Source organism: Nannocystis pusilla, from assembly GCF_020073745.1.
In the GTDB taxonomy this organism is placed as follows: Bacteria; Myxococcota_A; Polyangia; order Nannocystales; family Nannocystaceae; genus Nannocystis; species Nannocystis radixulma.
The window spans coordinates 1-12990 of the sequence record NZ_JAIRAU010000056.1; the positions used below are offsets into that span (position 1 = coordinate 1).

The following is a 12990-nucleotide window of genomic DNA, read 5'->3' on the forward strand; positions in this document are numbered from 1 at the left end:
GAGGGTGCCGTCGACCAGGTCGGCCCAGCTCTCGGCGACGATGACGTCGTCGAGGCGCGCGTAGCCGGTGGGGGATTGGATGAAGCGCGTCAGGGGGCTGCTCGAGGTGCTGATCCACGCGTCCCAGGTGCCGCCGAGCCCGGCCGCGTCGGCCCGGGCCTGGCACTTGGTCTTCGCGCCGGCAAACCCGCCGAGGTTGCCGTCGTAGGTGATGGCGGTGACGAACACGCGCTTGGGCCGGGTGCAGTTGGCGTTGCAGCCGTCGCCGGAGACCGTGTTGCCGTCGTCGCACTGCTCGTGGCCGGCCCACAGCACACCGTCGCCGCAGGCGGCCACCTGGCAGCTGTTCCTGCAGGCGTCGGTGTCGTCGTCGTCGCCGTCGTCGCAGGTCTCGCCGGCCTGGACGAAGCCGTCGCCGCAGCTGGCGACCAGGCACGTGAGGGTGCAGGCGCCGGCGTTGTCGTTGGCGGGGCCGTCGTCGCACTCCTCGCCGACCTGCACCTCGCCGTCGCCGCAGGTCATGACCTTGCACGCGCTGGTGCACTCGTCGTCGTCGTCGTCGTCGGCGTCGTCGCAGGCCTCGCCGGGGCCGACGACGCCGTCGCCGCAGACGGCGCCGGTGCAATCGAGCTTGCAGGGCTTGTCGTTGCCGTTGCCCGCGCCGGCGTCGCACTGCTCTTCCTCGAGCCACACGTGGCCGTCGCCGCACACCGCGTGCTTGCAGCTCAGGGTGCACGCGCCGGCGTCGCTGTTGCCCGCGCCGGCGTCGCACTGCTCGCCGAGGCTGGCCTGGACGAAGCCGTCGCCGCACGCCGGCACGGTGCATTCGTCGGTGCAGGCGTCGTTCTGATCGCCGTCCGCGCCGTCGTCGCACGGCTCGCCCGGATCGACGATCCCGTTGCCGCACTCCTCGAGCGCGCACAGCGGGCTGCAGCCGTCGCCGGGGGCGAGGTTGCCGTCGTCGCAGGCCTCGCCGGGGCCGAGGTCCGAGTCGCCGCAGACGTTGAGGGTGCAATCGGCGAGGCAGGCTTGACCGGGGCCGTTGGCGGGGCCCTCGTCGCACTGCTCGCCGGCTCCGCCCTGATCGTGGACCAGGCCGTCGCCGCACGTCGCGAGGGCGCACGCGAGGGTGCAGTCGCCGCCGTCGCTGTTGGCGAGGCCCTCGTCGCAGGCCTCGCCGGGTTGGACGTGGCCGTCGCCGCAGGCCGCGGCGGTGCAGGCGGTGGTGCACAGGTCGGTGTCGCTGGCGTTGCCGTCGTCGCACGCCTCGGTGGCCTGGACGACGCCGTCGCCGCAGGTGGCCGCGACGCAGGTGTTGCTGCATTCGTCGAGGTCGACCGCGTTACCGTCGTCGCAGCCCTCCATCGGGCCGACGAGGCCGTCGCCGCACACGCTCAGGGTGCAGTCGAGCTTGCAGGCGGCGTTGTCGCCGTTGCTCGGGCCGTTGTCGCATGATTCGCCCGGGCCGATGTCGCCGTCGCCGCAGACGTTGGTCATGCAATTGACGCGACAGGCCGCGCTTGCGGCGTTGGCGGGGCCGTCGTCGCATTGTTCGCCGGCGGCGGGTTGATGATGGCCGTCGCCGCAGGCGGCGGGGACACAGGCGGAGGTGCAGAGGTCGGTGTCGAGCGCGTTGCCGTCGTCGCAGGCCTCGCCGGGGCCGACGAAGCCGTCGCCGCAGGCGGCGGGCTGACATTGAGCGGTGCAGGGGGCGGCGGGGCCGTTGTCTTCGCCGTCGTCGCAGGCCTCGCCGGGGCCGACGTCGCCGTCGCCGCAGACGTTGAGCTGGCAGTCGGCGAGGCACGCCTGGCCGGGGCCGTTGGCCTCGCCGTCGTCGCATTGCTCGCCGGGGTCGAGGTGATCGTCGCCGCAGGCGCCGCCGCCGGCGGTGGAGACGTTGATGTCGACGCCGACGTCGAGGGCGCCGTCGCAGCCGGGGGCGGCGAGCTGCAGGCCGGCCGCGAGCAGGCCCGCGCGCAGGGGATGAATGGGTCGGATCTTCATGGTCATGGCGGTGAAATCTCCAAAAGGGTGATGCGAGCGCGCGCGGTCATTGCTCGAAGCAGTAGAGCCGCTGCGTCACGTGACACTGGGACGAGAACGCGAGCGAGCGCGCGGACCAGTTCATGTCGGTGGCGTCGTTGCGGCCCTCGTAGGCGTAGTACGAGGACGAATTGGTGGCCCAATTCAGGCAGGTGTCCCCGAGGGCGCTCCCGTTCGCGGCGGTGCCGGTCCACGCCTCGCCCTGCGCCACGACCGCGCCCAACTCGTTGACGTTGATCGGCGCGTCGAGGGTGCCGTCCGTCAGGTCCTCCCAGCTCTGCGCGATCTCCTTGCCGTCCAGGCGCGCGTAACGGGTCGTCGACCTGACGAAGCGCAGCGCCGGGCTGCTGCCGGCGGCGCTGATCCAGGCGTCCCAGGTGCCGCCCAGGCCGGCCGCGTTGGCGCGCTCCTGGCACCTCTGCTTGGCCTGCGCGACGCCGCCGATATTGCCCGCGTAGGCCGTGTTGGTGATGAACACCCGCTTGGGCCTGGTGCAGTCGGCGTTGCACAGGTCCTCGTCGAGGTTGTTGCCGTCGTCGCAGCCCTCGACGCCGGCGTGGACGAAGCCGTCACCGCACGCGGCCGGCACGCAGCCGGTGCGACAGGCGTCCGTGTTGCTGGCGTTGCCGTCGTCGCAGGGCTCGACGCCGGCGTGGACGAAGCCGTCGCCGCAGGTGGCGGCCTTGCACGCGAGGGTGCACTCGCCGGTGTTGCTGTTCAGCGGCCCGAGGTCGCACTCCTCGGCGCCCTGCTTGAAGCCGTCGCCGCAGGTCGGCAGCTTGCAGGCGTTGGTGCAGGTGTCCTCATTGATGGCGTCGGCGTCGTCGCACGCCTCGCCGGGGCCGACGTGGCCGTCGCCGCAGTAGTTGAGGGTGCAATCGAGCTTGCAGGCGTGGGTGTCGGCGTTGCCCGGGCCGTCGTCGCACTGCTCGACCGCGAGCCACACGTGACCGTCGCCGCAGGTCGCGACCTTGCAGTCGCTCGTGCAGGTCCCGCCGTCGCTGTTTCCGGCCCCCTCGTCGCACTCCTCGCCCTCGCTGGGCTGGACGAGGCCGTCGCCGCAGGCCGGCAGCATGCATTCGTCGGTGCAGCCGTCGTCCGGGTCGCCGTCCTGGCCGTCGTCGCACTGCTCGAGGGCGTCGACGATCGCGTTGCCGCACGACTCGTGGGTGCACATCGGGCCGCAGCCGTCGCCGCCGGTGAGGTTGCCGTCGTCGCAGGCCTCACCGGGGCCGAGGTCGCCGTCGCCGCAGACGTTGAGCGTGCAATCGGCGAGGCAGGCGTGACCGGGGCCGTTGGCGAGGCCCTCGTCGCACTGCTCGCCGCCGCCGCCCTGATCGTGGACGAGGCCGTCGCCGCAGGTCGCGACGGCGCAGGCGAGCGTGCAATCTCCGCCGTCGCTGTTGTCCGCGCCATCGTCGCAGGCCTCGCCGGCCTGGATGAAGCCGTCGCCGCAGGCGGCCGCGGTGCAGGCGGTGGTGCAGGCGTCGGTGTTGTCGGTGTTGCCGTCGTCGCAGGCCTCGGTGGCCTGGACGACGCCGTCGCCGCAGGGCGGGACGATGCACGCATTGGTGCACGCGTCGTCGTCGACGTCGTTGCCGTCGTCGCAGCCCTCCATCGGGCCGACGTGGCCGTCGCCGCACACGTTGACGGTACAATCGAGCTTGCAGGCGGCGTGGTCGGCGTTGCTCGGGCCGTTGTCGCACGCCTCGCCGGGGCCGATGTCGCCGTCGCCGCAGACGTTGAGCTTGCAATCGACGCGGCAGGCCGCGCCCGGGCCGTTGGCGGCCCCGTCGTCGCACTCCTCGCCGGCGGCGGGCTGGTGGTGATCGTCGCCGCAGCTGGCGGGGAGGCAAGCGGTGGTGCACAGGTCGGCGTCGTCGCCGTTGCCGTCGTCGCAGGCCTCGCCGGGCTGGACGACGCCGTCGCCGCAGGCTGGGAGGGCGCAGGCGTTGCTGCAGGCGTCGTCGTCGACGTCGTTGCCGTCGTCGCAGGCCTCGCCGGGCTGGACGACGCCGTCGCCGCAGGCCGGGGCCGCCACACAGGTGTTGCTGCAGGCGTCGTCGTCGACGCCGTTGCCGTCGTCGCAGGTCTCGCCCGGACCGACGTGACCGTCGCCGCAGACGTTGAGGGTGCAATCGAGCTTGCACGCGGCGTCGTTGCCGTTGGCCTCGCCGTCGTCGCATTCCTCGTCAGGACCGATCTCGCCGTCGCCGCACGGGGGCTCGGGAGAAGGGCTGGTGATGTTGATCGAGACTTCGACGCCACCGTCGCAGCCGGTGGCCAAAAGGTGCAGCGCCGTCGCAAGCGCACAGGTGTACGCGCGACGAGCCCCGAGGTTCTTCGTGTTCGCCATCTCTTTTTTACTCCGATCGATCGCTCGTCCAAGAAGCTACCCACGCCGCGACCGCGAGGTGCGGCGCGAGCGCGGGTTCGACGTGAACGCGTCAGACGTGAATTGGAGTCCCGACCGGTCGCAATTCGAGACACTGGCGCTGCCTCGCGCGAGGGACGGACACATGAAATTCGAGCCATGTATGTTCGAGCCGCATTGCCGCGGGCCGGCGGTCGCAGTCGCGCGGAGGCTGCAGAGCGGGCGGGCTCGAGCGCCGCGTCGATGACTGCGCCACCGCTCGCGGCCGGGGGCGGGCCGGCGACGCCGCGTCCTCATAAAGAGGATCGCGGCGCGGCCCTCGGACCAGGTGGGCGGAAGGGACCGATCCGCAAGACGAGCTGTTCGGGCGACGCTCGGCTGGAGGCCGGCGAGGCTGCGCGTATCATGGGCCCTGGCGTGCGTAATTCACACTGCCTGCAGGAATTCGCGCCCTGGCGGGGCGATGGGCTGCACCCATCCTCGGTGCCGACCCGAGTGCGGCAGGATTCCAGTTCGTACTCGAAAGCCGTGGCCCGGCGCCTTGGGCCCTGAACGTATCATCCAACCGCCGCGATGGCGCGCGACGAGCTTCCGGGAGGAATGGCCGGGATCGTCGTGTATACATAGACGAGTCTTCTCCATGTGTCTCTGGCAGCAGGTCCGATCGCTTCCGGTATTCGTCTCATTAGACCGTCGCGGTAGGACGGACGAGCGCGCATCGGCCCGCCGATGTCGGGGCGACGCCGCGCGCAGGGCGGCGCCCGAAGTCGCGAGCGTCCGGGCGCTCCGGCGCTTTCCAGCGCCCTGTAGGCCCTGGTGGTGAAGGCCGCGAGTGCGTGGCGGGCGCCCCGTGGTGAACCGGTCTGGGGTGCACGCGGCGACCCGGGAAGGTGACGCCGCGGTCGAGCTCACGACAAGATCGACGAATCGTGGGCTGCCGATCTTGGAATTCATCGCTCACGTTCAATGCGCAGTCTGGCGATGCGACGAGTCGCTCGCGACAGGTCCATGAATGCCGATACCTCTGTCGAGGGGAATCATCACTGCGCGCGAAGAAAGTCCCTTGAAGCCGAGGACGATCACCCGTAGGTTCAGCCTCGGAATACAGGAGTCACCATGATGTTGAGGAAAGCGTGTCTGGTTGCGGCGACGGTCCTCTTCGCCTGTGGCGAGTCGGAGGTCATCGACGGCGCGGAGCTCGAGACGGTGAATCAGGAGATCGTCGACAACCTCCTGGCCGCGGGCTACCCGGAGAGCGAGATCGAGGTCGGAGACGACGGCGTGGTCATCGTCGGCGGTGATGCCGTCGTGACCCTGCAGGCCTCGCGGGAGATGATCGGGCTCGACGGCCACGAGGAGCATGCGGGAGAGATCCAGTTCCGGCAGTACCGGACGACGAATCTGGTCGATCCGGGGATCGCCGTCATCTGCATCGACGGGTCGAGCTTCTCCGGGACGCTGAGCACCGCGCTCGACAAGGCGATCGCCAACTACACCAGCCTGAACCTGTCGTTCGACATGGTCCGCACTAACGGGTCCGACGCCGGTTGCGACGCCGAGATCACCATGACCGCCAAGGGGGCAGCCGGCGGATCGTCGGGCTTCCCGGAAGGCGGGCTGCCGTACAGCAAGGTCAACGTCGGCAAGTCCACGGCCAACTACGGGCTCGCGGTCGCGACGCACGTCATCACCCACGAGCTCGGGCACTGCATCGGGTTCCGTCACACGGATTACTACAACCGCGCCATCAGCTGCGGCGCGGGCGGCAACGAGGGCGACGCCGGCGTCGGCGCGATCCACATCGCCGGCACGCCGACCACCGCGGCCCTCGACGGCTCGGTCATGAACTCGTGCTTCAATCAAGGCAGCACGGGGCAGTGGACGGCCAGCGACCTCACTGCGCTCAACGCCCTCTATTAGTGCGTGGGTGCGCGGGGCTCGAAGGGCCCGCCGGCGGAGGGGAGGCGCTCTTCGGCGGACCGGGCCTCCCATGAATGATCGTACGCGTCGTGCCCTGAGCGGCGCGTCTCGGGCTCGGCGCTCCGTCGAGCCGCGGCGATGCCTTCCGGGTGGCGACGGAGGCCGAGGTCGGGGATGTCATGGGTGGACGGCGCCACGGAGCGCTCGTTTTTCCGCCTTCCTCTGCGCTTCGTCGTGAGATAGGATGCGAGAATGAACACGATCGAGGTCGCCGTTGTGTGTGTGGCGGCGTTGCTGACCGCGTGCTCGGACAGCGGAGCGGGCGCGAGTGGGAGTGACGGAGACGAAGGCTCGAGCGCGACCGGCAGCGACGGCGGCGAAGGCCCGACGACGAGCGGCAGCGACGGCGGCGAGGGCCCCGATGAGCGGCCGCCCGAGGACTGTGTCGTCGACGGCGTCGACAACACCACGCCGTTCTCCAACACCTATCGCGTGATTCATCTCGCCGACACGACGTTCCAGGGCCAGTCGTACCCGGTCGTCTCGGCGATGCCCTGGACCTACACGCTGTCCGCGGTGCAGTGTGGCAAGGACTTCCCGGTGGAGGAGACCGAGACCCACTACATCGTCGACAGCGACTTCGAGGTCCCCTACCTCAAGGGGGTCACGGACGACATCGCCTGGATCCCCGGGGAGAAGAACAAGGGCTGGGCGATCGGCTCGAACGACGATCCCGCGCAGCTCATCGAACAGAACGGCGGGATGCGGCCCTTCGTCTACCATGTCAACGCCGGCTACGAGTACGGCTACTCCACGTACAACCAGGATCCGTTGCCCGACGATCCGATCAACTTCACGGGCTTCAGGCCGACGTGGGTCGTGCACCCCGAGGGCGACGGCTACAAGATGTTCTTCTTGAACCCGGCGGCGCCCGACTCGCAGGGCTTCGAGTGGCCGCGGCATGGGGAGCACTGGGAGCTCAACTTCGGGCTGTACGTCGATCCCGAGGGCAAGGTCTACGTCCCGAAGCCGGAGCGGGCCACGGTCGCCAATCACGACGAGGGGTGGGACGACTATCACGGGTGCGTGACGATCAACCTGGCGAGCGCGCCCGTCCCGACGACTCGCACGCAGTTCCCGGGCAACGAATCCTACTACCCGTCGGAGACCTTCCTGCCCGGATACGCCTCGGCCGGAGCGCCGGGACACAAGTACTGGGGCCACAAGGGGCGCTCGATGGAGGAGGTCGCCGTGTGGGAGGACGATGGCGCGCCCGGCCTCAATTCGCCCGGCAACTTCCACAAGCCGTACTCGGGCGGGTGCGACCAGGCGGGCTTCAACTTCGCCCACGCGGAGGGCTTCACCTGGCCGGAGCTGCGCGCGGCGAGGACGGAGATGGGTGACATCCCGACCCGCGATCAATTGTACAAGATCACGCTCTACCGTTACCTGGGCCAGGAGCAGAAGACGGAGCTGCTCGGGACGCTGTCTTACGAGCAACAGGCCAACCAGGAGTGGATCCCCACCGGCGAGGGTCCCGAGGTGCACTCGCTCAACGACAAGAACGGCCGCTTCATCGTCAACGGCCCTGTCTTCCAGGATCGAGGCGACCACGTGTTCGCGATCATCGAGGACCTCTGAAGCGTCGACGGCGAGGCCGCATGAGACACTCGATCCACGCCGTGCCCCTCCTCGCAGTCGCGCTGGCGAGCGCGTGCAGCTCGAACGGCGCGAGCAGCTCGAACAGCGCGAGCTCGACCGGCACGAGCTCGACCGGCGCGAGCTCGAACGGCACGAACGACGACACTCCCACGGGAGATCCGGATACGGGCAACTGGCCCGATCTCGACGACAGCCACGCGCCGCCGCATCCTCCCCCGGACCCGACGAACACCGGCGACCCCACGCGCGGCGGGACGTTGACGTTTACCAGCATCGGCGCGCCCGGCTACTGGGGCCGCCGGATCGAGGCCGAGCCGGGGGACCCGCGCTGTGACGTCCAGTCGGAGACGATCGACTTCGGCTGGGGCAGCGAGTTCTGCTGTCGCACCAGGCACGAGGTGACGTCCGATCAGCTGACGCCGTTCAACGAGCAGCTCCACATGGTGCTCGACGGGCCGCTGCGGGTGAAGATGTTGGCGGTGTATCAGCCGCTCGCGGGCAACGATGGCCCCTGGGCGATCCGTTCGTTCTGGGACCGTCGGACGCCGGACCAGCCGTACAACCTCCGATTTTCGGGCCCCGACGGCGCGAAGGAGTTTCTCGGGGACCTCGGCAACAACTGCAGCTACTTCGCGATGCAGGAGCGAGAGTTCCCCTGCGGGCCGGGGAGCGATCCCTACTGTCCGGGGTCGGATCTCGACCACTACGGGTGGGCCGGCTCGAAGCTCGTCGTGCTGCTGGCGTCGATGCCGTACGCCGACGATCCCGACATGCAGCCGCTCAGCTGTATCGCCGACGGCGAGGTCGAGCGCGAGCAAGACGCGCCCTGGATCGGCATCTCTCCCTCCGAGCTGAATCGTGACGGATGGTCGGGCTACCATCCGTGCCACTGCTTCAACAACACCGACAACGGCCAGCTGGGAGACGGGTGCGGCCAGATCAACGTGTTCGAGGTGATCGCGGAGGCGTCCGGGGCTCAGTGGGGCAACCGCGACATCATCAGCACCGGCATTCGCTCCTACCAGGTCGGGTCACTCGGAGGGGTGACGTGCGGCATTCAATCGTGCGGCATCGAGCAATTCCCGGCCGACGCCGACCTCGTCGATGTGAACAGCCTGACGGCGATGGACCAGGGCGCCGTCATCGACGCGAACGACCCGGCGATGAGCGCGGGCCCGGCATGGCGCCGCGCTCTGGACGATCGCTTCTATCTGTTCCTGCTGGATGAACGATCGCGCACCGTACAGGTCGCCGTGATCCACCCCGGAAATGTCCCCGCCGAGGTGCAGCAGATCCTCCCGGCGGTTCCTAACGTGATTTCACGCGAGGCTGTCGAGGACTTCCTGAATCTTCGCCTGCCCCAGTGAGGGGCGCGCAGACGTGGGCGCTGCAGGTCGGCGATCTACAGCCGAACGGCGGCTCGGGGGTGGCGCAGGACCTTCAGGGGCGGATCTGGCACGCGACGAGCGGCGGGATCGGCTGGCTCGACTCGGAGACGATGATGGTCGGCGGGAAGGTGACGCTGCCGAATCAGGGCCTCGCGCGCGGGATCGGGGTCGACGTCGACGGCTACATCTGGGCGGTCATCCTCGGCGGGACGGTGGCGTACCGGATCCACCCGGACACGTTCGAGATCGCGGAGTACAACGGGCTCAATCAACCGTATACGTACTCGGACATGGCGGGCGGGGAGATCAACAACGTGACCTGCAATCCGCAGGGTTGACGGTCGTGCGTGCTCGAGAGAGGAATTGCGCAGTTCCGTGCCTGAACGGTGTGTGCGGCTGAGGCCGGCGCGCGAGCGCGTCGGCGATGCGCGCATTCGTCAGGCGTGGAACCTCGCGAAGCCTGTTATCGTCGCGGTCACAAGGAGAATCGCCATGGATCCGCTGCTCGCTGAAATTCGTCTGTTCGCCGGTAACTTCGCGCCCCGCGGCTGGGCCAAGTGCGACGGGCAGCTGTTGCCCATCGCGCAGAACACGGCCCTGTTCTCGCTCCTCGGCACCACGTACGGCGGCGACGGGCGGACCACCTTCGCGCTGCCCAAAATGGAGTCGGTGCCGGTGGAGGGGCTGCGCTACATCATCGCCGTCGAGGGCGTGTACCCGTCGCGCGAATAGCTCGACTCGCGCAAGCGCACGCCGGGCCCGCGTGGGCCCGGCGCTCGCGTTCGCGGGTCACGGCGGGCCGAACTTCGGGTCGGTGAGGAAGGCCTCGTCGGTGAGGCTCTCGAGGAAGGCGACGAGGTCGGCGCGGTCCTGCGCGGACAGCTCGATCTCGCGGACCAGCGGGCTCTTGTTGGGGTTCTGGCGGCCGTCGCCGGCGAACGGGCCCTCGGCGATCACGCGGCCGCCGGCGGCGTAGTGGTCGATGACCTCGGCGAGGGTGGCGATGCTGCCGTCGTGCATGTACGGCGCGGTGACGGCGACGTTGCGCAGGGTGGGGACGCGGAACTTGCCCTGGTCGCGCGGCTCGCCGGTGAACTCGTAGAGGCCGCCGTTGCCGGGCGGGTAGGCGCCGTCGGCGTCGAGGTTGTAGAGGCCGTTGTTCTGGAAGTCGGGCGGGCCGGCCTCGGTGCCGGCGCTGCGGAACGACGTCGAGAAGTTGACGCCAGCGTGGCAATGATAGCACTCGCCGGTCTCGCTGAAGAACAGGGCCATGCCGCGCTGGGCCGACTCGGACATCGCCGTGGTGTCGCCGTCGTAGATGAAGCGGTCGTAGGCGCTGTCGCCGGAGATCAGGGTGCGCTGGAACGAGGCGAGGGCCTGGACGATGTGGTCGACGGTGAACGGGTCGGCGTCGTCGGGGTAGGCGGCCGCGAACAGCTCCTGGTACTCGGGGTCGTCGGCGAAGCGGCGCACGATGGCGTCGGTGTCCTGCTGCACGCCGAGCTCGAGCGGGAAGTCGGCGAACATCGGCACCAGCACCTGCTGCTCGAGCGTGCCGAGCTTGGGGTTGGCCCAGGTGTAGACCGAGAGGAAGGCGACGTTGGTCAGGCTCATGCCGTTGCGCGGCAGCGCGTGGCCGGTGGAGCCGACGGGGGTCGCCTTGCCGTCGCTGAAGGCGCGCGCCTGCTCGTGGCAGGTGGCGCACGCCATGGTCTCGTTGTACGACAGCCGCTCGTCGTAGAAGATGTGGCGCCCGAGCTCGGCCTTGGCGGCGCTCATCGGGTTGTCCTCGGGCACGTGCGGCTCGGGGAAGCCGGGCGGCAGCTGCCACTCCCACGGCGCCTCGGCCAATGGCTGTTCTTCAGGACATGACCCGAGGAGCATGGCGAAACAGACAGCCGCGCGTCGCACCTCAGGCCTCCGGGAGCCGCACGCCGAAGCCGCCGGCGTGGCAGACGTTGCAGGCGCCCGAGCTGGTCGGGAACGGCATGTGGTTCTTGCGGGCACCGTCGCCACTGTACACCGTGGGGAACAGCGCGGTGTCGGGGAAGGCCAGCGGCTCGGTGGAGTAGAAGTTGCCGCGCGCGTCGACCTCGATGGCGAGCACGAGGTCGCCCGCGCCGTCGGGGGCGGTGCGCAGCTCGACGAGGCCGTCCGGTGCGGGCGCGCCGTCGGCGTCGTGGAGCGTGCCGGCGACGGTGAAGCGGCCGGGCCCGGGGCCGTTCTCCTGGTGACAGCGCATGCAGTTGTCGCCGACGGCGTGGCTGATGTCGTCGCCGCGGGCGCTGACGAGCTCGACGTCGAGCGCGGGGTCGCGGACGAACTCGTCGTCGCCGAGGAAGGGCTCGGGCTCGGGGTCGCCGCAGGCGAGCGGGGCGAGGGCGAGGGCGAAGGTGAGGAGCGAGCGGTGCATCGGCGTGGACCTCACTCGGCGACGGAGAAGACGGTCTGGGCGGCGCCGGCCTCGTCGCTCTCGAAGCGCAGGCCGAGCGCGGCCATCATCGCCGGGCACTCGGGGTCGCCGGGGAAGGCCATGCAGCCGGGCAGCGTGTCGGTCATCCCGTCGGGCACCTTGTCGACGTCGACGCCGGCGAGGATCGCCGCGCCGTCGATCTTGATGACGTTGGCGTCGGGGTCGAAGCCGTCGAGGCGGACCGTCGCGAGGTTGTCGTATTCGCAGGAGAAGCCCTCGGCGACGCTGCCGGCGCACGAGGTGGCGCCCAGGTGGTAGAAGAACTCGGGCTGGCTGGTCGGGCGGACGTCGAGGCGGATGTACTTGTAGCCGCCGGCCCAGCTCCACCACAGACCCTGGGCGTTGAGCGGGGCCGGGGCGGTGGCGCCGTCGAGGTGGTTCTGCGCGTCGGGGACGCCGACGATGAACTCGACGCCGGTGTAATCGTCGTGGTCGGGCGCGGTGCCGCGGATCTCGCTGTTCATCAGCGGGCTGCCGGTCATGCACGCGCCGCTGCCGTCCTCGAAGTCGAGCAGGACGAGGCCGTCGTGCTGCCAGGTCTCGTCGTCGACGATGTCGAGCGGCACTCGCTCGCCGCCGGCCCGCACGAGCGCGACGTCGTGGACGTAGACGCGGAAGTCGAGCGGGGTGACCGCGCCGCCCGAGGTGCCGATGCCGGCGAAGTCGCGGCCGCAGGCGAACGGCTCGTTGCCGAACCGCGCGTCGAAGCGCAGGGTGACGTCGCGGTCGCCGACGGCGCAGCCGGTGCCGGCGAGGAGGAGGAGAGACAGCGCGCGGAGGTTCACCAGAGCTCGAATAGCGGAGGTCGCGCCAGGCGGCGATGCGACCCCCCGTCGCAGCGCGCAGGGCGTGCGACCCGGTGTCGCAGGACACTTTCGCCGAGGGGCGATGGGTAAAACATGTCTTTTTGGACATGTCGGTGTGGAACGTGCGCGGCGGCCGATCCGACGAGAGGAGCGATTTCGCGCGAATCGGAGCGGCCGGGACGAAGTCGATCCACAGCGGCGAGCGAAGCTCGAGGCGATCGACGCCTACCTGCAGAGCACGGACTCGCGGCGGGGAGCGCCATCGACGGCGAGCTGGCGTGGTCCCGCGGCTACGGCCTGCGCGACCCGCTGTTCGGGAGCCGC

At 69.9% G+C, this 12990-nt stretch carries 9 protein-coding genes and 1 pseudogene; 5 read left to right on the plus strand and 5 right to left on the minus strand.

Features of this window, described 5'->3' with window-relative positions; translation table 11 throughout:
• Positions 1 to 2010 (minus strand): DUF4215 domain-containing protein (locus K7C98_RS37800; protein ID WP_224196757.1); only part of this gene is annotated, 2010 nt, incomplete at its 3' end.
• A gap of 40 nt (positions 2011 to 2050) precedes the next feature.
• Complete coding sequence (locus K7C98_RS37805; protein WP_224196758.1) at positions 2051 to 4399, minus strand: DUF4215 domain-containing protein; 2349 nt, start codon at positions 4397 to 4399, stop codon at positions 2051 to 2053.
• A 1137-nt stretch (positions 4400 to 5536) separates the two neighbouring features.
• On the opposite strand from K7C98_RS37805, the gene K7C98_RS37810 reads away from it, so the two are divergent.
• The 5 genes and pseudogenes from K7C98_RS37810 to K7C98_RS37830 all read left to right on the plus strand — a co-directional run.
• A complete protein-coding gene (locus K7C98_RS37810; protein ID WP_224196759.1) occupies positions 5537 to 6337 on the plus strand; it encodes a M57 family metalloprotease in 801 nt (266 codons plus the stop codon).
• 252 nt (positions 6338 to 6589) lie between these two features.
• The gene (locus K7C98_RS37815) at positions 6590 to 7978 is read left to right on the plus strand and encodes a hypothetical protein (protein ID WP_224196760.1); all 1389 of its coding nucleotides are present in this window, start codon (positions 6590 to 6592) and stop codon (positions 7976 to 7978) included.
• Positions 7979 to 7998: 20 nt separating this feature from the next.
• Positions 7999 to 9366, plus strand: a complete 1368-nt coding sequence (locus K7C98_RS37820; RefSeq protein ID WP_431312849.1) for a DUF2403 domain-containing lipoprotein — start codon at positions 7999 to 8001, stop codon at positions 9364 to 9366.
• Entirely contained in the window at positions 9363 to 9725 is a 363-nt protein-coding gene (locus K7C98_RS37825) for a hypothetical protein (RefSeq protein WP_224196761.1), read from the plus strand. Before K7C98_RS37820 ends, K7C98_RS37825 begins: the two co-directional genes overlap by 4 nt.
• Positions 9726 to 9879: 154 nt before the next feature.
• Positions 9880 to 10053, plus strand: a pseudogene (locus K7C98_RS37830) (phage tail protein); the annotation flags it as partial.
• A gap of 123 nt (positions 10054 to 10176) precedes the next feature.
• Here K7C98_RS37830 and K7C98_RS37835 read toward each other — a convergent pair.
• Genes K7C98_RS37835 through K7C98_RS37845 form a run of 3 tightly spaced genes read right to left on the minus strand, consistent with a single transcriptional unit; the run spans position 10177 to position 12645 of the window.
• Positions 10177 to 11271 (minus strand): methanobactin export MATE transporter MbnM, encoded by a 1095-nt coding sequence (locus K7C98_RS37835; protein WP_224196763.1) that lies wholly within the window; start codon positions 11269 to 11271, stop codon positions 10177 to 10179.
• A 28-nt stretch (positions 11272 to 11299) separates the two neighbouring features.
• Positions 11300 to 11800: a hypothetical protein gene (locus K7C98_RS37840; RefSeq protein ID WP_224196764.1), complete on the minus strand. Its 501-nt coding sequence runs from the start codon at positions 11798 to 11800 to the stop codon at positions 11300 to 11302.
• Positions 11801 to 11811: 11 nt separating this feature from the next.
• The gene (locus K7C98_RS37845; protein WP_224196765.1) at positions 11812 to 12645 is read right to left on the minus strand and encodes an MbnP family copper-binding protein; all 834 of its coding nucleotides are present in this window, start codon (positions 12643 to 12645) and stop codon (positions 11812 to 11814) included.
• Positions 12646 to 12990: the final 345 nt, after the last annotated feature.

What these genes read in the sequence shown, in the direction of transcription:
- K7C98_RS37805 (WP_224196758.1), bottom strand. Translation starts at nt 4,399, where the DNA reads ATGGCGAACACGAAGAACCTCGGGGCTCGTCGCGCGTACACCTGTGCG.
- K7C98_RS37810 (WP_224196759.1), top strand. Translation starts at nt 5,537, where the DNA reads ATGTTGAGGAAAGCGTGTCTGGTTGCGGCGACGGTCCTCTTCGCCTGT.
- K7C98_RS37815 (WP_224196760.1), top strand. Translation starts at nt 6,590, where the DNA reads ATGAACACGATCGAGGTCGCCGTTGTGTGTGTGGCGGCGTTGCTGACC.
- K7C98_RS37820 (WP_431312849.1), top strand. Translation starts at nt 7,999, where the DNA reads ATGAGACACTCGATCCACGCCGTGCCCCTCCTCGCAGTCGCGCTGGCG.
- K7C98_RS37835 (WP_224196763.1), bottom strand. Translation starts at nt 11,271, where the DNA reads ATGCTCCTCGGGTCATGTCCTGAAGAACAGCCATTGGCCGAGGCGCCG.
- K7C98_RS37840 (WP_224196764.1), bottom strand. Translation starts at nt 11,800, where the DNA reads ATGCACCGCTCGCTCCTCACCTTCGCCCTCGCCCTCGCCCCGCTCGCC.